The sequence below is a fragment of the Verrucosispora sp. WMMA2121 genome, from assembly GCF_027460185.1.
In the GTDB taxonomy this organism is placed as follows: Bacteria; Actinomycetota; Actinomycetes; order Mycobacteriales; family Micromonosporaceae; genus Micromonospora; species Micromonospora palythoicola.
Genome location: NZ_JAPZBH010000004.1, coordinates 1,380,971 through 1,398,014, shown reverse-complemented (window position 1 = coordinate 1,398,014; position 17,044 = coordinate 1,380,971). Strand labels below are relative to the sequence as shown.

Genomic DNA, 17,044 nt, shown 5'->3' with positions numbered 1-17,044 from the left:
CACAGCAAACGGCCGGGTGGCCCGCATCCCTCCCCGAGAGGAATGCGGGCCGCCCGCCGTACTGCGTACCGCCGGTCAGATGCCGGTGGCTCTGGTGCAGGTGGAGGCGGGTTCCAGGGCGAAGTCGAGGGTGCCGACGATGCCCGCCTCGATGCGGTGGCGCTGCACCTGCGGCACCCAGCCGTCCTTGGCCACGATCACCTCGTAGCGGCCCTTCGGCAGCCACCAGGCGTAGCGGCCGTCGGCGCCGGCCGTGAGGGTCGTCCCGGTACCGGCCGAGATCAGATTCACCCGTACCGTCGCCGGGATACCGACCGTGACTCCGCCGCAGGTGGTGCCGGTGACGGTGCCTCGGATCTTGCCCCAACTGGCGGGCGGTGACACGTTCATCTCCACCGCCACCGGAGTCACCGGGTAGGGGCTGTCCGAGGCGATGGCGATCTCGCCCGCGTACCGGCCGGGTTGGGCGACGCCCGCCGCCTCGGTGGCGGTGAGGGTGACGGTCACCGTCCTCGACTGGCCCGGCGCGAGGGTGAAGGTGGTCGGGGACGTGTCCAGCCAGGGCAGGTCCGCCTCGGCCGCGCAGAGTTCCAGACCACCGAGCCGCTCACTGTCCGCGCTGCCCACGAAGGAGGTGGGCGAACCACCGATCTTGTACGCGCCGCAGGTGGCGGCCCCTCGGTACCGGCTGAACCGGACGTTGGGCAGGTCCCGCCAGGCCCCGGCGACCGGGTCGAAGCCGACGGTACGGTTGGTGACCGCCGTCGAGCCGTCGGTCACCCCGCCGGCCAGCACCAGCAGCCCGCCGGCGGCCGCGTACTGCGAACCCCACAGCTCGAGCGGCAGCTCCGGCAGCGGACTCCAGCTGTCGGCAGCGGGGTCGTACCGGTAGGCGTCGGTGTACTCGGTGCTGCCCGTGCCACCGGCGCAGTAGACCGAGGCGCCGATGCCACCGCAGGCCAGCCACGACACCGGGTGCGGGTAGGCGGCACCGGTGCTGAACGAGCCCGCCGCCGGGTCGAACACCACGAGTCCGTCACTGTCGGTGCAGGTGGCGTCGGCGCAGCCGCCCACCAGGTACACCTTCCCGCCGACCACGGCCGAGCCGGCCGCCGCGACCGGTGCCGGGTTGGTCACTCCCGGCAGGGTGCTCCACGTCCCGGCGGCCGGGTCGAAGACGTCGACCGTGGCCACGGTGGCGTCGTCCGCACCCCAACCGCCGATCACGTAGAGCTTGCCGCCGACCGCCACCGCGGCGGGCTTGGAGCGCACCGTCGGCAGGTCGGGCAGCGCGGTCCAGGCGCCGGCGCCTGGGTCGTACACCCATGCCTTGCGCTCGGTGCCGGTGCCACCGCCACCACCGACCGAGTAGATCTTCCCCTCCAGCCAGGCGGCGGCATTGTCGAAGATCGCCGCCGGCAGCTTGGCGATCTCGGTCCACGCCTCGTCCTCGGCGACCGCGGCCTGCGGTGCCGCCCCGCCGTACGCGGTGCCGGTGCGCGCCTTGCTGATCCCCTTCACCTTCTGTTCCCGCAGTGGCGCGCCGTCGCGCCGGAGCAGGTCGAACTGGCCGGCGCGTTCCAGCAGGTCGACGCTTGCCGGCGCGGTACCGGTGTTGCTGACCGTCACCCGGGTGGTGCGGGTGCTGCCGTACGGCTGGTGTGACTCGATCGATGTGGGGCTGACCGTCAGCCGGCCGGCGGCGAGGGCGAAGTTGGCCCGCTTCACCCGGTCGGCGGTGACCGCCACCTGCTTGGTGACCGGTGCGTACGGGGTGCGCTCGGCGGTGAACGGATGGGTGCCGGTGAGCCCGGAGAACAGCCAGTAGAAGCCGTCCGGCTCGGCCGGATCCTGCGGCGTGGCCGCCGAGACCGCCCGGTCCTCGGGACGGTGGTCGCTGGTCACCGTCACGCCGTTGAGCGGGTCACCGGTGTTGCGGTCGGTGGTGGTGCCGACCACCAGCCCACCAGGCACGGGCGAGCACTCCCGGTTGACCACCGCCACGTCGTCGACCTGCCACCACCAGGCGAAGGTGCCCTTGAAACGGAAGCGGACAAGTGCGGACGCGGCGTTCGCGGCCGGGTCGAGCGGTACCTCCTCGACCCGGGGGCCACGGCGGCTGGCGGTCTGGTGCCAGACGTTGGTCCAGGTCTCGCCGCCGTCGGTGGAGACGTCGATGTCGGCGGTGTCGCTGATGCCGACGGCGCGCCAGTCGCTGCGGAACCGCAGCACCGGTGCGGCGGTCGTGGACAGGTCGATCGGCGGGGCGATCAGGTCGGTGTCCTGGGTGTTGCCGGAACCGAGGGCGTCGCTGTCGATGATGGCGAAGCCGCCGGTGCCGCCGGTGAGGTTGCCCCGGGAGCGGGGATCGTCGAAGACCCAGCCACCGGAGGCGGTGCGGTTCTCCACGCGCCAGCCGGGCGGTGCGCTCGTCGAGTCGAAGCTCTCGGTGAGCAGCGGCGTGCCGAACTGCGCCGTGTAGCCGGCGGCGGTGCAGGCGGCGTCCACGGGCACCGCCACGTTGACCGTGGCGGCGTCGCCGCCCACGGCCACCTCGCGGGTGACGACGCGGTAGCCCGGATACTGGGCGGTCACGGTCAGCCGGTACCCGGTGTTGCCGGGCAGGGTGACGGAGTAGCGGCCGGTCACCGGGTCGGTGAAGACCGGATCGCCGGGCCGGCCCGCCACCTCGATCTTGGCGTACAACGGCCAGCCGTGCCCGGAACCGTCGGTGACCTTTCCGCTCACCGTGACCGCCGGGGTGGCCAGCAGGGCGAAGTCCCGGTCGACGGTGCCGCCGTCGGGCACCGTGACGGTCGCCGACTGGCTGGCGTAACCGAAGGCGCTCACCGAGAGGGTGATCTCGCCGGCCGGGACGGTGAGGGTGTACCGGCCGTCGGAGCCGGTGGTGGTGCTGCGGGTGCCGTCGGTCACCGTCGCGCCGGACACCGGGTCGTCGTCGCCCGAGTCGGTGACCACCCCGGTGACCCGGCCCACCGCGCCACGGGGTGCGTCCCGCACCGCCGCGTACGCGTCGAGCCGCCCCTCACCGAAGACGTTGTTGTCCGCCGGCGTGCCTCCGCAGGTGGTGGCGTCGACATCGCGGGCCGTACGGTCCAGCAGCTCCTCGGTCGCGGCGAGGTCCCCGCGCAGACCGGGTGCCGCCGCCCAGAGCAGTGCCACCGTGCCGGACACGTGTGGCGCGGCCATCGACGTGCCGTTGAACGAGGCGTATCCGCCGTTGCGGACGCTGGACCGGACGTTGCTGCCGGGCGCGGCGATGTTCGGCTTCAGCGGGTCGGTGCCGGAGCCGCGCCCGGAGAACCCGGCGATGACGTTGTTCACGTCGTACGCGCCGACGGCGTACGCGTCGGTGTAGTCGCCGGGTGAGCCGGCGCTGCCACAGGCCGGTCCGTCGTTGCCGGAGGAGAAGACCGGGAACATGCCGGCGGCCCGCCAGGCGGCCACGGTCTGCTGGTACCAGGGGTCGCCCCCGTCGCCGCCCCAGGAGTTGTTCACGATGTCGGGCCGCAGGTCTGGCCGGGGGTTCTGGCCGTTGGCGTCGGTGGGGGCGAGCACCCACTGGCCGGCGGCCAGCAGCGAGGCGTCGGAGCAGTTGTTCGACTCACAGCCCTTGGCGGCGATCCACTTCGCACCGGGGGCGACGCCGATCTGGTTGCCCGCACCGTCGTCGCCGACCATGGTGCCCATGGTGTGCGTGCCGTGGTCGTTGTTGTCGCAGGGCGCGGTGCCGGGGCACACGCCGGCCGGGTCGAACCAGTTGTACGCGTGCTCGAAGCTGCCGCCGCCGAGGTTGCCCCGGTAGGAGGCGACGAGCGCGGCGTGGTCGTAGCGCACGCCACTGTCGATGTTCGCCACCACGACGCCCTCGCCGCGGGTACCGAATTCGTCCCACACCCGAGGTGCGCCGATGTTGGTGAGGCCCCATTCGACCGCGGCGGTGCGCGCCCGAGCGGTCTCGGTCTCGGTGGGCAGGATCAGGGGGTAGCTGCGGCTCGGCTCGATCCGGGCCACCTCGGGTCGGCGGGCGATCTCGTCGAGCAGCGCCTTGTCGCCCTCCACCCGCACCGCGTTGGCGATCCAGTACGCGGTGTGCGGCACCTTGCGCTCGTCGAGCAGCGTCCGCAGGTCGCGTTGGGTGCGGCTGGCCGTGGTGGTGAGCAGGCGGTGCACCTCGCCGGCCCGGGCGTCGGGGTCAGGCAACCGGGCGGCCTGCGCCAACGGCGCGGTGTCGGCCAGATAGACCAGGAACGGTGCGGTTGACGTGGTGCCGAGCTGGTCGAGCAGCGCCGGGTCGACGGCGGCTCGGTGCGGTGCCGTCGGTTGGGCCGGCGCGGCGAGCGCCGGCTGACCGGTGACGCCCAGCACGGCGGCGGTCAGCACCGCCACCGCCCGCCAGCGTGGCGACCGGGTGGATGGTCGTGTGAACAATGGTCCTCCCCACGTCGTCGGTCCCGATCCGTTCGGGCCCGCACACCCGCACGCCGCGACGCGGCGGCGCGGAGCGGCCGGGGCGATGTGGGTGGCCGGTGGTGGTGCCTCCGCCCGCTGAGAGTCATGCTCTTGCCCCGACCGTCGGTGATCAATGGAACGCGTCGGTCAGTACTCGGTCAGTGACGAGGCGCGATCCTGACCGTTAGGCTGAAACCGGGTGCCATCGGTGACCGTCACTGGCGATCGGTGGGAGTCGCAGGTCCCGGGGTGCCCTGGGGGAGGCGTCGTGTCCGGTACAGAATTTCCGATCCTGGTCTGCGTCAGCTCCGACGCCACCGTCCGGCAGCGGGTGGTGCAGCGGCTGGAGGGTGTCGGGCCGGTGGTGATCTGTGCGGACCTCGCCCAACTGCGGGCGGTGTTCCCCGCTCCACCGACGGAGCCGGGCGGGTCGGCCGACGAGCCTGCCGAGCGCCCCCCGGAACGTGCGGCGACCTGGGGAGACCTGGTGGTCGATCGGGCCGGGCACCTGGTCACCTGGCGCGGCGCACCGCTGGGGCTGACCCGCACCGAGCGGGAACTGCTGGCCCGGCTGGTGAGCCCGCCGATCACCTTGTGGAGCTACGAACGGCTCTTCGCCTCTGTCTGGGGCGGCGCCTACCTCGGCGACACCGCGATTCTGCACTCGGCGGTGAAGCGGCTGCGCCGCAAACTGCGGACGCTGTCCGACGGCCCACAGGTGCAGACCGTACGCGGCGTCGGCTACCGGTTGAGCATGCCGCCGGAGGCCGGCGACGGGCGTCCCAACGGACGGTCGCACCAGGCGTGACACGATGACCGGGTGAGCAGCGCCGTCCATGCCGAGTACCCGTCGCCGACCGGCCCCCGACCACCGGCCGCCGGCTCCCGGTTGCCGCGTTGGCTGATCGCGGCGACCGCGCTCTGGGCGGTGCTGCTGGCCGGCCTCACCTGGAGGTCCGCGGCCGAGGATCCGCCGACCGTCCGTGAGCAGCGCACCCTCTCGCAGGCCGGGCCGGTGGTCGACGGCGCGATAGGTGAACTGGTCGCGGCGGCCGGCGGCGGGGTGCCGGCGCTGAGCCCACCCGAGGTCGACCGGGGCTGCCGGGTCAGCCCGTTCGCGGACGGTGCCACGCTGACCCGCGCGGTCGATCTGGCCGCGCCGGTGGGCGAGGAGCGGGCCCTGCTGGAGCAGATCGCCGAGCGGCTGCCCGAGCGGTGGCGGGCCGGTGTCCGGCTCACCCCGGAGGGTCCCCGCCTGCGCGGCGACGCGGGCGAGTTCGTCACCGTGACGGGACGGCCGGCGACCGACGGCCGGATCCGGTTCACCGTCGACACCGGGTGCCGGCCGGTGGGCGACGACTACGACAGCGCCGGGTCCGCCGCGGCCGGCCCGGAGGCCGCCGCACTGGCCGAGGCGGTGCGGGCGCTGAACGGCCGGCCCGACGGCCCCGGGTCGGTGACGAGCGCTCCCTGTCCCGGCGGCGCGACGGCCCGTACCGTCCGCACCGTCGTCGACCCGGTGGCCGCGGCGCCGCAGGCCGCGCTCGCGCCGCTGGCCGGCGGCACACCGGTGGTGGATACCCCCGAGGTGTACGCCTACCGGCGCGACGGTGTGGCGGTGCTCGCCGATCTCCAGCCGGACCGGGTCGTGGTCTCCGCGACGACGGGCTGCGCCGGCTGAGCCGCGACGCTCGCCGCCGGTCATCCAGGTCGGGCCGGCCCCTCGTCGCGACTGCGGCCCAGCGCGTCGACCCGGCCCCACCGGCCGGGGATGTCCAGCAGTTCCACCCGGCCCATCCCGGCCGGCACGTACGGGTCGATGATCAGGTGCTCGCCCTGCGGTTCGAGGCCGAGCATCACCCGCAGCAGCAGCAGTGGCGTGCCCGCCGACCAGGCCTGCGGGCTGCACGCGGTCGGGTACTCCACCGGGTAGTCGGTCAGGTCACGTTCGTAGCCGGCGAAGGCCTCCGGCAGCCGGCCGAAGAAGTAGCGGGACGCCGCGAACATCGACTCGCAGATCCGTCCCGCCTCCTCCCGGAGACCGTACTTCCACAGACCCCAGGCGATGATCGAGTTGTCGAACGGCCAGACGGTGCCGACGTGGTAGCCGATCGGGTTGTACCGGCCCTGGTCGTCGGCGAGGGTACGGACGCCCCAACCGGAGAAGAGCCGGGGACCGAGCAGGTGTTCGGCGACCCGTCGGGCCCGGGACTCGTCGACGATGCCGCTCCAGAGCAGGTGCCCGATGTTGGAGGTGAGCGCGTCGACCTGGCTGCCGTCGGAGTCCAGGGCCAGCGCGTAGTACTCCTTGTCCGGCAGCCAGAAGTCCCGGTTGAAGCGTTCCTTCAACTCCGCGGCCTCACGTTCCAGCCGGTCGGCGTAGACCGGGTCGTTCCAGCACAGTCGGGCCAGCCGGGCACCGCGCAGCTTGGCGTCGTAGGCGTAACCCTGCAACTCGCAGGTCGCCCGGGGAAAGCTCGGCAGCCGACCGTCGGAGTAGCAGATCGCGTCCCAGGAGTCCTTCCAGCACTGGTTCTCCAGGCCGACCTGAGGGCTGCGGGTCTGGTACCAGACGTACCCGGTGCCGAGCAGGTCGCCGTAGGTGTCGATCCAGGTCAGCGCGGCCCGCGCCGAGAACTCCAACCGTTTGACCAGCTGCACGTCGCCGGTCCACCGCTCGTACTCGTCGAGCAGGATCACGAACAGGGCGGTCGAGTCGGCCGAACCGTAGTACGGCGAGTGCGGCTGCTCCTCGAAACCGGCGGACTCGCCGTAGCGCAACTCGTGCAGGATCTTGCCCGGCTCCTCGTCGCGGAAGTCGTCGACCCGTTGGCCCTGCAGCCCGGCCAGCATGGTCAACGTCGGCGGGATCAGCTCCGGCACGAACGGCAGCACCTGGAGTGAGGTGAAGATGCTGTCCCGGCCGAACAGTGTCATGAACCACGGCAGGCCGGCGGCCATCAGCCGGACGCCGAGCGCGATCGACTCGTACCGCAGCGCGGCCAGGTCGGTCAGGCTGCGCCGGTACGCCCCGGCCATCGGTTCGCAGTCGCAACCCAGCTTGGGTGCCCGAGCGACGAACTCGGCGTGTTCCGCCTCGATCGCCGACGTCGTCCGGCTGCCCGCGAAGGGCAGCAGGGAGCGGACGTCCTGGCCGCGGGCGCCGTAGATGACGACGTTGACCGTCAACCGGGTGGTCCACTCGCCGTGCGGCCCGATCCGGATCGGGAAGGTCATGCCCCGGCGGTCGACCTGGGCGGCGGCGCTGCTCTCGATCATCGTCTCGCGGTGGAACGCGTCCCGCCGGTAGGTCAGCCGTAGCGAGTTCTCCCCGGGTGCGGCGGTGTTGTGTCCCTTCTTGCGCTGGGTGTCCTTGATCTCGAAGATGTCCGCGAAGTCGGAGGCCATCTCCATCCGGACGGTGAAGTTCATCTCCTGCCCGGAGTGGTTGAGCACGGTCAGCTCCTCGGACAGGTCACCGCTGATCGCCCGACTCCTGATCACCGAGACCTTCGCGTCCAGGAAGTGGGTCGGCTCGCCGGGCACCAGGAAGTAGCGGGTCCGGTGCGACTCGGCGTCGTCGATGGAGAGCGCGTGCAGCCGCTCGCCGTCGATCAGCAGCAGCCAGGTGGACAGGAACCGGGTGTCGAAGGCGAACAGCCCGGTGGGAAAGTCCAGTGAGGGCTCGACATCCCCCCGGCGGTCGCTGACCAGGAACGTGTTGCCGTCGAGGATGCTGACCAGTTCCTTCACCGGGTCCACCTGGCGTGCTCGCGGGCTACCTCGCGCGGATCGCGGGTGCCGGGTGCGGTCGGGAAGAACAGGCGGAAGGCGAGAAACAGCACCACGTCGCCGCGAAAGGTGCTCTCGTTTCTGAGCACCGCGGAGATCGCATGCGCGCGTCCGGTGACCAGCCGGTCGAAGAGATCGACCCCGCAGTACCAGGTCGCGTCGCCCGGCTCCGACCCCTGGTCGACCTCCGCCGCGCCGGGCCGCATCCGGACCAGCCAGTGTTCGGTGCGGTGTCCCTCGGACAGGTCGATGCGCAGCGTCCCCGCGACCGGAGTGCGGAGGACTTCCGGGGCGCGGGCCGGCAGGGTCGCGAAGAACTGCTGGGTGGCCTCGGTCACACCCGAATCGTAGGCATTCGCCCGCCTTGTCGGGCGGGTTCCGTCGCCTTCCCAGGCAGCGCCCGGTGAGCCCTCCCGAACACTGACCGGTGAGTCAGTAGACGAGCGCCTGCGCGCCCTCGGCCATGGTCTCCTCGACGAAGACAGCCGCCCCGGCGATCCGTACCCCGGGGATCACGTCCCCGGAGTCGATGTCCCGGCGTGCGGCGCACTGGGTGCAGGCCGTCACCGTGCCGGTGGCGAGGATCACATGCAGCAGCTCGGCCAGCGGGGCCGAGTGCGGCAGCTCGAAGCTCTGCGCCCGACCGGGCAGCGCGAACCAGGTCGACTCCCCGGTCAGCCAGAGGGAGACGGACACCCCGGCGGCGGCCGCGGTGGCCGCCACGGTGAACGCCTGGGCACACCGTTCCGGTGCGTCGGCACCGGCGGTGGCCTTGACGACGAGAGTGCGGGCCATGCCCGCCAGCATAGGATGACCCGGATGGTCACCGAGATCGGGTTCGTCAGCCTGCTGGTCGCCGGCCTGGGGGCGCTCGCCGGTGGCCTGGTCTACCTGGCGGTACGGATATCGAGAGGCAAGTGGTGATCCGGTGAGTGCGAGGAGTGAGCCGGTTTTGCGAGCCCCGCAGTCGCGAACGAAGGTGATCCGGTGAGTGCGAGGAGTGAGCCGGTTTTGCGAGCCCCGCAGTCGCGAACGAAGGTGATCCGGTGAGTGCGAGGAGTGAGCCGGTTTTGCGAGCCCCGCAGTCGCGAACGAAGGTGATCCGGTGAGTGCGGTGGGTGCGAGCAGTGACGACAATCCGTTGGCGCCGCCGCCCTGGCTGAACGCGCCACCGGTGGAGGCGTACCCCTTCGAGGAGAGTCACGATCTGCGGGTCGGCCCGAAGCTGCATCCCGCGCTCGACGGCCTGCTGCCGTACATCGGGGTGTGGCGGGGTCGGGGGCGGGGCGGCTTCCCCACCATCGAGGACTTCGACTTCGCCCAGGAGATCCGGATCAGCCACGACGGGCGACCGTTCCTGCACTACGAGTCGCGGGCGTGGATCCTCGACGAGCAGAGCCGGCCGGTGCGGCCGGCCGGCCGGGAGGTCGGCTGGTGGCGTCCGGTGCTGGACGGTGACCGGGCCACCGACGAGTTGGAGGCCCTGTTGACCACCCCGACCGGGGTGATGGAACTGCACCTCGGCCGGCGCAAGGGCACCCAGGTGGAGTTCGTCACCGACGCGGTGGTGCGCACCTCCACCGCCAAGGAGGTGACCGCCGGGCACCGCCTGTTCGGCATCGTCGAGGGGGCCCTGCTCTACGCGCAGGACATGGCCGCTGTCGGTCAGCCGCTGTCTCCGCATCTGTCCGCCCGTCTCATCCGGGTGGCCGGCTGACCCGCCCCGCAGCGGGCCTGCCCGGCCGCCCTACGGGAGGCGGCGGGTGAGGCCGTGGCCTACGGCAGCGGGAAGCCGAGCAGTTCCTGCAACGGGCGGGTCAGCGGGCTGAGCGGCAGTGGTTCGGCGTCGAGGGCGCGCACCGCGACCAGGCCGCGTACCGACGAGGTGAGCCATACCCCGTCGGAGCCCCGCAGGTCCGTCGGGGTGACCATGCGTTCGTCGGCTCCGCAGCCGACGTCGGCGCAGTGGGCGAGCAGCCAGGCGACCGTGGTGCCGGGCAGGATGCCGGTGCGTCGGGCGGGAACCGTGCACAGCGTCTCCCCGGCCAGCCAGACGAGGTTGGCGGTCGGGCCTTCCAGGGCGTACCCGTCGGAGGAGATCCAGAGCACGTCGTCCACGCCGGCCCGGGCGGCCCAGCGCCGGGCGGCGCTGCTGGCCCCGTACGACGTGGACTTGATGCCCGCCGGCAGCCAGTCCAGTTCCGGACGGGCCTCGGCGGGCACGCCCAGCGAGAGGGTGGCCACCCGCACGCCGTCGTGTCGGGCCTGCCGGGCCGTGGCGGGCACCTCGGAGAGGGTGGCGTACACCGTGGGTGGGCCGCCGCTCTCCGGTCCCCGGGTGCAGACCAGCCGCAGCGCGCCCTCCACCTCCGCGGGCCAACCGGCGGCCACCTGGTCCAGCAGCTCGACCAGGACGTCGTCCGCCGGCAGGGTCAGTTCCACGGCCGCCGCGCCGGCCCGCAGCCGGGTCAGGTGCTCCTGGCGCAGCCAGGGCCGCCCGTCGCGCAGGTGCATGGTCTCGAACAGTCCGTCACCGCGCAGCACGCCGAGATCGTCGCCGCGCAGCATCGGCTCGCCGGCCGGCAGCCGCCCGCGACCCAGCACGCCGATCCGCGAGGTCACCACGGGGGCCGAGCATAGTGCGGCGCCGGTCACGTCGGGAGGTGCGCGCCGGCCCGAACTATGATCGGGGGGTGTCCGAATCCTCCCTCGCGGAACTGCTCCGCGCCCGTGGGCTGCGGCTGACGGCGCAGCGACAGCTGATCCTCCAGGCGGTGCTGGACCTGGGGCACGCCACCCCTGAGCAGGTGCACACCGCCGTACGCGAGGTCGCCGCCGGGGTCAACATCACCACCATCTACCGCACGCTGGAGCTGCTGGAGCGGCTCGGCCTGGTCACCCACACCCACCTCTCGCACGGGTCGCCGACCTACCACGCCGCCGGTGAGGACCAGCACGTGCACCTGGTCTGCCGCGAGTGCGGCGCGATCGACGAGATGGATCCGGAACTGATGCGCCCGCTCTCCGACCAGCTGGCCGGGGAGCGGGGCTTCCGGGTGGACATCGGGCACGTCTCCTTCTTCGGCCTGTGCGCGCGGTGCGGAAACGGGGAGCAGTCATGATCGACATCGCGGGCGCGGTGGCCGTGGAGAGCATCGACGAGGCCAGCCGGGACCAGCCGGAGCCGGTGCACGCCGCGGCCGGGGTACGGGGCGTGGCGGCGCACTACGGCGACCCGATGCGTGAGCAGCGCCAACTGGACACCGCGGTCGGCCTGGTGGACCGGTCGCACCGGGGAGTCGTCGCGGTGCCGGGTGCGGAGCGCATCTCCTGGCTGCACAGCCTCACCACCCAGCACCTCGCCGAGCTGGGGCCGTGGCAGGGCACCGAACTGCTCGTACTCTCACCGCACGGCCATGTCGAGCAGCACGCCATGGTGGCCGAGGACGGCGACACCACCTGGCTCGACACCGAGCCGGGGGCGACCGGCGCGCTGCTGACGTACCTGGAGAAGATGCGTTTCTTCAGCCAGGTCGACCCCCGTGACGCCACTGCCGAGCACGCACTGCTGTCGTTGGTCGGGCCGAAGGCCGTCGAGGCGCTGGCGTTGCTGGACGTGCCGCCGCTCGCCGAGCCGGACGTGGTGGCGCTGCCCGGCCCGAAGTTCCGGTCGGGCGAACTGCCGTCCCGCCCGACCGCCCGCTACCACGTGGGGCCGCTGCCGCAGGGTGGCTGGGCCCGACGCGGCCCGCTCGGCGTGGACCTGCTGGTTCCCCGGCCCGCGATGGACCGGGTGGTCGCGCGGCTGCGCGACAACGGGGTGCCCCCGGTCGGGCTGTGGGCGTACGAGGCGGTGCGGGTGGCCGCCCGGCGGGCCCGGGTCGGGGTCGACACCGACCACCGGACGATTCCCGCCGAGGTGGACCTGATCGCCCCGGCCGTGCACCTGGACAAGGGCTGCTACCGGGGGCAGGAGACGGTCGCCCGGGTGCACAACATGGGCCGCCCGCCGCGCCGACTGGTGCTGCTGCACCTCGACGGGGTGGCCTCGGACCAGCTGCCGGTCGCCGGTTCCCCGGTGACCCTGGACGGTCGTACGGTCGGCTTCGTCGGCACCGCGGTGCTTCATCACGAGCTGGGCCAGGTCGCGCTCGCGGTGGTCAAGCGCTCGGTGCCCGACGACGCCGCGCTCCGCGTCGCCGACAGCGCCGCCGCCATCGACCGGATGTGAGGGCGGGCACCCTCACCACACCTGCACCGGCGTGGGGTACCGCTCGACGCCGGTGGCCGCACCAGGCGCTCTAGGATCGCCGGCATGACGACAGGGACGTTGATCACGGTTGCCCCCACCGGCGCGGAGTCGGCGAAGACGGAGGTGCCGGCGCTGCCGGTGACCCTCGACGAGCTGCTGCTCACCGCCAAGGAGTGCGAGGCGCTGGGTGCCTCCGTGATCCACGTGCACATCCGGGACGACGAGGCCCGGCCGACCCTGGACCCGGGCCGGCTCCGCGCGACCGTCGCGGCGCTGCGGGAGAGCACCGATCTCATCGTGCAGCTGTCCACCGGAGGCGCGGTCACCGATCCCGAGGCCGACCGGCTCGCCGTGCTGGACGCCGCACCGGACATGGCCTCCTGCACCATGGGTACGGTCAACTTCGGCGACGAGGTCTTCCTCAACCGGTGGGAGTTCGTCGTCGAGCTGCACACCCGGATGCAGGAGCGCGGCATCGTGCCGGAGTACGAGATCTTCGACCTCGGTCACCTCGGCGCCCTGCAGCGCCTGTTGGGCAAGTACGGCCTGCCGCACGGCGGCCACGTCCACGTCGACTTCGTGATGGGGGTGCCGGGCGGCATGCCGGGCACCACCGCGACGCTCGTGGCGGCCCAGCAGATGCTCCGGGACCTGCCGGAGGGCACCACGTTCTCGGCGACCGGCATCGGCCGTACCACTCTTCCCGTGCTGCTCGCCGCGCTCTCGGCCGGCGGTCACCTGCGGGTCGGGATGGAGGACACGGTCACGTACGCGAAGGGCCGTCCGGTGGAGTCGAACATGCAACTGGTCGCGCGGGCGGTCGGCTTCGCCCAGCTCGCGCAGCGTCCACCGCTGAACACCGCCGAGGCCCGGGAACTGCTCGGTCTGTAAGGCACGGGTCGCCCGGCGTTCTTTACCCCCGGAGGTGGAGTACCAGTTCACCCCGGGGTGAGCGCGGCCGGACACCTCGGTACCGTCCACGTCGTGGGAAAGACGTACGAGGGCGGCGTGCCGCTCGCCGAGGTGGTCCGGTCCGGGTTCGTGGAGGGCGTGCACCGCGGTTCGGTGGTGGTGCTCGACAGCACCGGCGCGCCGCTGGCCGCCGCAGGTGACGTCACCTCACCGATCTTCCCGCGCTCGTCGAACAAGCCGATGCAGGCGGTCGGCATGCTCCGCGCCGGGCTGTCGCTCGCCGAACCCGCCGACCTGGCCATCGTCGCGGCCAGCCACGCCGGCGAGGAGTTCCACCTGGCCCGGGTCGCCGGGCTGCTCGCGGGTGCCGGGCTCGACGCGGACGCGCTGCACTGCCCGCCGGAGTTGCCGGTCGGTGATCTCGCGCGAACGGTCGTGCTGCGCGCCGGCGGCGGCCCGAGCCGGATCCAGATGAACTGCTCCGGCAAGCACGCCGGGATGCTGTTGACCTGCCGGTCCGCCGGTTGGCCGATGGAGGGCTACTGGCGTGCCGACCACCCGCTGCAGCGCCGGCTGCGCGACACGGTGGAGGAGTTCACCGGCGAGGAGGCGGTGGCCGTCGGCGTCGACGGCTGTGGCGCTCCGGTGCTGTCCGCGTCGTTGACCGGACTGGCCACGGCGTACCTGCGGATGGTCACCGCCGAGGGCGACAGCGGAGCGGGTCTGGTGGCCCACGCGATGCGGGCCCACCCGGAGGTGGTCGGCGGTACGCAGGCGGACGACACCCGGCTGATGCGTGGCGTACCCGGACTGCTGGCGAAGATCGGCGCGGAGGGTGTCATCGCCGCGGCGCTGCCCGACGTCGGTGCCGTGGCGCTGAAGATCGACGACGGCGCCGGCCGCGCCCGGATGCCGGTCCTGGTCTCGGCCCTGCGCCGACTCGGCGTCGACGCTCCGGTCCTCACGGAGTTCGCCGAAGTACCGATCTTCGGCGGCGCCCTCCCCGTAGGCGCCACCCGCCCCCTCTGGTAACCACCCCACCCCACCCCACGCCACCCCACGACGCGTTGATCAAGAAGTTTCGGTCGGGAGCGGCACGAATCCTGACCAAAACTTCTTGATCGACCGAGCAGGGTCGAGGGGGTGGGGTGGTGGGTGGCTGTTAGGGGAGGAAGGGGAGGAGCTGCTGGTTGATCTGGGTGGGGCGTTCGAGGGGGAGCAGGTGGGCGGCGTCGGGTATGTCGGGTAGGCGCACCGCCTGCGGTGCCTCGGCGGCGATGCGGTCGGCCAGGTGCCGGATGTCGGGCACGTCCGCCGCGCCGGCCGCGACCAGCACGGGCATGGTCAGCTCGGCGAGTCGCCCGATGGCCGGTGGGTCGAGTTCGGCCACGTCCACGGCGCTGAGTGCCAGCTCGGCGGCGAGCGCCCGTTCGTCCATCGTGGTGGCGAAGGCGATCAGCTCGGGGTCGACGTCCGCGGGTTCGCGGTCCGGACCGACCACCCAGAAGCGCACCTCGCCTGCGGCCGTCGCGGCGAAGTCCTCCGAATCGATGTCACCGACCAGGTCTTCCCACAGTTCGTTCGTCTGCTCCGACCAGTCATGGCCGGACACCGCGGTACCGAGCAGGGCGAGGGCGCTCACCCGGTGCGGGTGGGCGAGTGCCGTGTCGATCGCCACCGCCCCGCCGAAGGAGCAGCCGACCAGCGCCGCGGAGGCGAGTCCGAGGGCGTCGAGCAACCCGACCACGTCGTCGTGGTGGGCGAAGGCGGTCGGCGGAAGTTCGGACTCGCCGTACCCGCGCAGGTCGAGGTTGATCACCCGGTGTCGGGTCGCGAGTGGGCCGAGCTGGTCCCGCCACATCCGGCGGTCGGCGATGCCGGCGTGCAGCAGGACGACCGGCGATCCGGTGCCGGCCTCGTCGTACGCCAGCCGGGCCCCGTTTACTTCGATCTTGGTCACACCGCAGGACGGTACGACCGGGTGTGGCGGCTCCGCAAGCCGGCGATGAGACATCGCTAACTCCGGCTAGCACTTTGCTTGCAGCTGTTAGCAGGGCGGGCTAGCGTTGAGTCATGGCCACTCCCAAGGACCTTCCCGACGTCGGCGGGTTCATTCGTGACCTGCGGCGGAACGCGAAGATTTCGCTCCGGCAACTGGCCGAGCAGGCGGGGGTCAGCAACCCCTACCTCAGCCAGATCGAGCGCGGCCTGCGCCGGCCCAGTGCCGAGGTGCTCCAGCAGCTCGCCAGCGCGTTGCGGGTCTCCACCCCGGCGATGTACCTGCGGGCCGGTCTGCTCGACGACAAGGAGGGCCAGGGTGTGCTGGCCGCCATCGCCGTCGACCCGGACCTGACGATGGCCCAGAAACAGTCCCTTACCCAGATATACGAGACATTCCGCCGGGAGAACTCGCGGCTGGCCGAGGCGACCGCGACGATGACCGGCGAGGGCGACGCTCCCACGACGGGCGGCCGGGCCGGCAGCTCCACCGCGAGCGGCGAGGCCGGCGTCTCCGACGCGGCTGACGTCACCGCCCCCGACGTGGCGAATCTGGCCGCGACCGGGCCCACCACCGCGGCGGGCACCCCGACCGAGGCGGTGCTCGAATCGGTCGCCGTGACCGAGGCGGGTTCCGCGCCCGCTCCGAACAGCACCCCAGCCAGGAAGGCCGCCCGCAAGGTGGTCCGCAAGGCCGCGACCGCGGTCCAGGAGGAGAAGTAGTCATGACCCAGCCGAAGACCAACCGCATCCCTGCCCCGATCTACGCCGCGGCCGGCGCCGGTGAACTGGCCCTGCAGCAGCTGCGCAGGCTGCCCACCGTGGTCGGTGAGCTGCGTGACCGGGCCGTCGCCGACGGTGGCCGGGTCGTCAGCGAACTCGGCGGCAAGGCCGTCGTCACCGGCTTCGAGCTGCGCCAGAAGGCCAACGAGACGCTGCGCAACGCCAACCGGACGGCCGAGTCACTGCGGCAGAAGGCCGCGCCGGCGGCCGACCTGAACCGGCTGCGTGAGCACGCCGACCTGGCCAAGCTCCGCGAGGCGGCGGATCTGAACAAGCTGCGGGAGACGGCCGATCTGAACAAGCTGCGTGGGGCGGCCGACCTGGACCGGCTCCGCGAGCTGGCCACCCGTAACGCCGCGGTCGTCGTCGCCGGCGCCCAGGCCGCCCAGGAGCGGGCGCTGGCCGCGTACGGGGCGCTGGTGGCGCGGGGTGAGCGGGTCGTCGGCACCGGTGTGCTGGAGGTCGCCGAAACGGTGAACACCGACATCGAGGCGACCGAGGCCAGCGTTGCCGCCGCGCCTGCCGCGCCCGCCGAGGAGACCGCACCGGCCGCTGTCGAGCAGCCCGACGTCGCACCGGCCGCCGTCAAGCAGGCCGACGCCGCACCGGCCGAGGTGCCGAGCCCGGCCGAGGTGGCCGAGATCGTGGAGGCCAAGCCGGCAGCCGCGAAGAAGACCACCCGGGCGAAGTCGACCACCCGGCAGACCGCCACCAAGCGGACCGACAGCCCGTCGGCGAAGCTTCCCCGGGGTGCCAAGCGGAGCCAGTGAGTCGGCAGCCGGTGACCCCGGGACCGTCCTGTCGCCACGGACCCGGGGTCGCCGGCATAAGCTT

General features: G+C 72.6%; 16 protein-coding genes. 10 read left to right on the top strand and 6 right to left on the bottom strand.

Annotated features, from left to right (window positions below; genetic code table 11):
• Nucleotides 1-75: 75 nt before the first annotated feature.
• Nucleotides 76-4,452 carry a S8 family serine peptidase gene (locus tag O7605_RS07185; protein WP_269738440.1) on the bottom strand — a complete coding sequence of 1,459 codons (4,377 nt, stop codon included), beginning with the start codon at nt 4,450-4,452 and terminating at the stop codon, nt 76-78.
• Nucleotides 4,453-4,741: 289 nt separating this feature from the next.
• On the opposite strand from O7605_RS07185, the gene O7605_RS07180 reads away from it, so the two are divergent.
• Both O7605_RS07180 and O7605_RS07175 read left to right on the top strand, forming a co-directional pair.
• Nucleotides 4,742-5,281, top strand: coding sequence for a winged helix-turn-helix domain-containing protein (locus O7605_RS07180; protein WP_269738439.1), 540 nt, complete (start codon nt 4,742-4,744; stop codon nt 5,279-5,281).
• Nucleotides 5,282-5,293: 12 nt separating this feature from the next.
• Nucleotides 5,294-6,154 carry a hypothetical protein gene (locus O7605_RS07175; RefSeq protein WP_269738438.1) on the top strand — a complete coding sequence of 287 codons (861 nt, stop codon included), beginning with the start codon at nt 5,294-5,296 and terminating at the stop codon, nt 6,152-6,154.
• Nucleotides 6,155-6,174: 20 nt separating this feature from the next.
• Here the strand turns inward: O7605_RS07175 and O7605_RS07170 are convergent, their stop codons facing one another.
• The 3 genes from O7605_RS07170 to O7605_RS07160 all read right to left on the bottom strand — a co-directional run bounded on the left by O7605_RS07170 (nt 6,175) and on the right by O7605_RS07160 (nt 9,072).
• On the bottom strand, nt 6,175-8,226 hold the full coding sequence (locus tag O7605_RS07170) for an amylo-alpha-1,6-glucosidase (RefSeq protein WP_269738437.1): 2,052 nt from the start codon (nt 8,224-8,226) through the stop codon (nt 6,175-6,177).
• A complete protein-coding gene (locus O7605_RS07165; RefSeq protein WP_269738436.1) occupies nt 8,223-8,603 on the bottom strand; it encodes an SCP2 sterol-binding domain-containing protein in 381 nt (126 codons plus the stop codon). Before O7605_RS07165 ends, O7605_RS07170 begins: the two co-directional genes overlap by 4 nt.
• 94 nt (nt 8,604-8,697) lie before the next feature.
• The gene (locus tag O7605_RS07160; protein WP_269738435.1) at nt 8,698-9,072 is read right to left on the bottom strand and encodes a DsrE family protein; all 375 of its coding nucleotides are present in this window, start codon (nt 9,070-9,072) and stop codon (nt 8,698-8,700) included.
• 12 nt (nt 9,073-9,084) lie between these two features.
• Here O7605_RS07160 and mtfM point away from each other — a divergent pair, with 12 nt between their 5' ends.
• Both mtfM and O7605_RS07150 read left to right on the top strand, forming a co-directional pair.
• A complete protein-coding gene (mtfM, locus tag O7605_RS07155) occupies nt 9,085-9,189 on the top strand; it encodes a small membrane protein MtfM (RefSeq protein ID WP_046570768.1) in 105 nt (34 codons plus the stop codon).
• Between the two features lie 190 nt (nt 9,190-9,379).
• Nucleotides 9,380-9,982: an FABP family protein gene (locus O7605_RS07150; protein ID WP_269738744.1), complete on the top strand. Its 603-nt coding sequence runs from the start codon at nt 9,380-9,382 to the stop codon at nt 9,980-9,982.
• Nucleotides 9,983-10,041: 59 nt separating this feature from the next.
• Here the strand turns inward: O7605_RS07150 and O7605_RS07145 are convergent, their stop codons facing one another.
• On the bottom strand, nt 10,042-10,890 hold the full coding sequence (locus O7605_RS07145) for an aminotransferase class IV (RefSeq protein WP_269738434.1): 849 nt from the start codon (nt 10,888-10,890) through the stop codon (nt 10,042-10,044).
• 68 nt (nt 10,891-10,958) lie between these two features.
• Between O7605_RS07145 and O7605_RS07140 the strand changes: the two genes are divergently transcribed.
• The 4 genes from O7605_RS07140 (at nt 10,959) to O7605_RS07125 (ending at nt 14,461) form a co-directional block, all read left to right on the top strand.
• Entirely contained in the window at nt 10,959-11,387 is a 429-nt protein-coding gene (locus O7605_RS07140) for a Fur family transcriptional regulator (protein WP_269738433.1), read from the top strand.
• Nucleotides 11,384-12,496 carry a CAF17-like 4Fe-4S cluster assembly/insertion protein YgfZ gene (gene ygfZ / locus O7605_RS07135; protein ID WP_269738432.1) on the top strand — a complete coding sequence of 371 codons (1,113 nt, stop codon included), beginning with the start codon at nt 11,384-11,386 and terminating at the stop codon, nt 12,494-12,496. The genes O7605_RS07140 and ygfZ overlap by 4 nt, the downstream gene beginning before the upstream one ends.
• A gap of 84 nt (nt 12,497-12,580) precedes the next feature.
• Nucleotides 12,581-13,408: a 3-keto-5-aminohexanoate cleavage protein gene (locus O7605_RS07130; RefSeq protein ID WP_269738431.1), complete on the top strand. Its 828-nt coding sequence runs from the start codon at nt 12,581-12,583 to the stop codon at nt 13,406-13,408.
• 93 nt (nt 13,409-13,501) lie between these two features.
• Nucleotides 13,502-14,461: an asparaginase gene (locus O7605_RS07125; RefSeq protein ID WP_269738430.1), complete on the top strand. Its 960-nt coding sequence runs from the start codon at nt 13,502-13,504 to the stop codon at nt 14,459-14,461.
• A gap of 130 nt (nt 14,462-14,591) precedes the next feature.
• On the opposite strand, the gene O7605_RS07120 is transcribed toward O7605_RS07125, so the two are convergent.
• Entirely contained in the window at nt 14,592-15,389 is a 798-nt protein-coding gene (locus O7605_RS07120; protein ID WP_269738429.1) for an alpha/beta fold hydrolase, read from the bottom strand.
• A gap of 113 nt (nt 15,390-15,502) precedes the next feature.
• On the opposite strand from O7605_RS07120, the gene O7605_RS07115 reads away from it, so the two are divergent.
• Together O7605_RS07115 and O7605_RS07110 are read left to right on the top strand one after the other, a co-directional pair.
• Nucleotides 15,503-16,150, top strand: coding sequence for a helix-turn-helix domain-containing protein (locus tag O7605_RS07115; protein WP_269738428.1), 648 nt, complete (start codon nt 15,503-15,505; stop codon nt 16,148-16,150).
• 2 nt (nt 16,151-16,152) lie between these two features.
• On the top strand, nt 16,153-16,980 hold the full coding sequence (locus tag O7605_RS07110; RefSeq protein WP_269738427.1) for a hypothetical protein: 828 nt from the start codon (nt 16,153-16,155) through the stop codon (nt 16,978-16,980).
• The last annotated feature ends 64 nt before the right edge of the window (nt 16,981-17,044 follow it).

What these genes read in the sequence shown, in the direction of transcription:
- mtfM (WP_046570768.1), top strand. Translation starts at nt 9,085, where the DNA reads ATGGTCACCGAGATCGGGTTCGTCAGCCTGCTGGTCGCCGGCCTGGGG.
- O7605_RS07110 (WP_269738427.1), top strand. Translation starts at nt 16,153, where the DNA reads ATGACCCAGCCGAAGACCAACCGCATCCCTGCCCCGATCTACGCCGCG.
- O7605_RS07130 (WP_269738431.1), top strand. Translation starts at nt 12,581, where the DNA reads ATGACGACAGGGACGTTGATCACGGTTGCCCCCACCGGCGCGGAGTCG.
- O7605_RS07115 (WP_269738428.1), top strand. Translation starts at nt 15,503, where the DNA reads ATGGCCACTCCCAAGGACCTTCCCGACGTCGGCGGGTTCATTCGTGAC.
- ygfZ (WP_269738432.1), top strand. Translation starts at nt 11,384, where the DNA reads ATGATCGACATCGCGGGCGCGGTGGCCGTGGAGAGCATCGACGAGGCC.
- O7605_RS07160 (WP_269738435.1), bottom strand. Translation starts at nt 9,072, where the DNA reads ATGCTGGCGGGCATGGCCCGCACTCTCGTCGTCAAGGCCACCGCCGGT.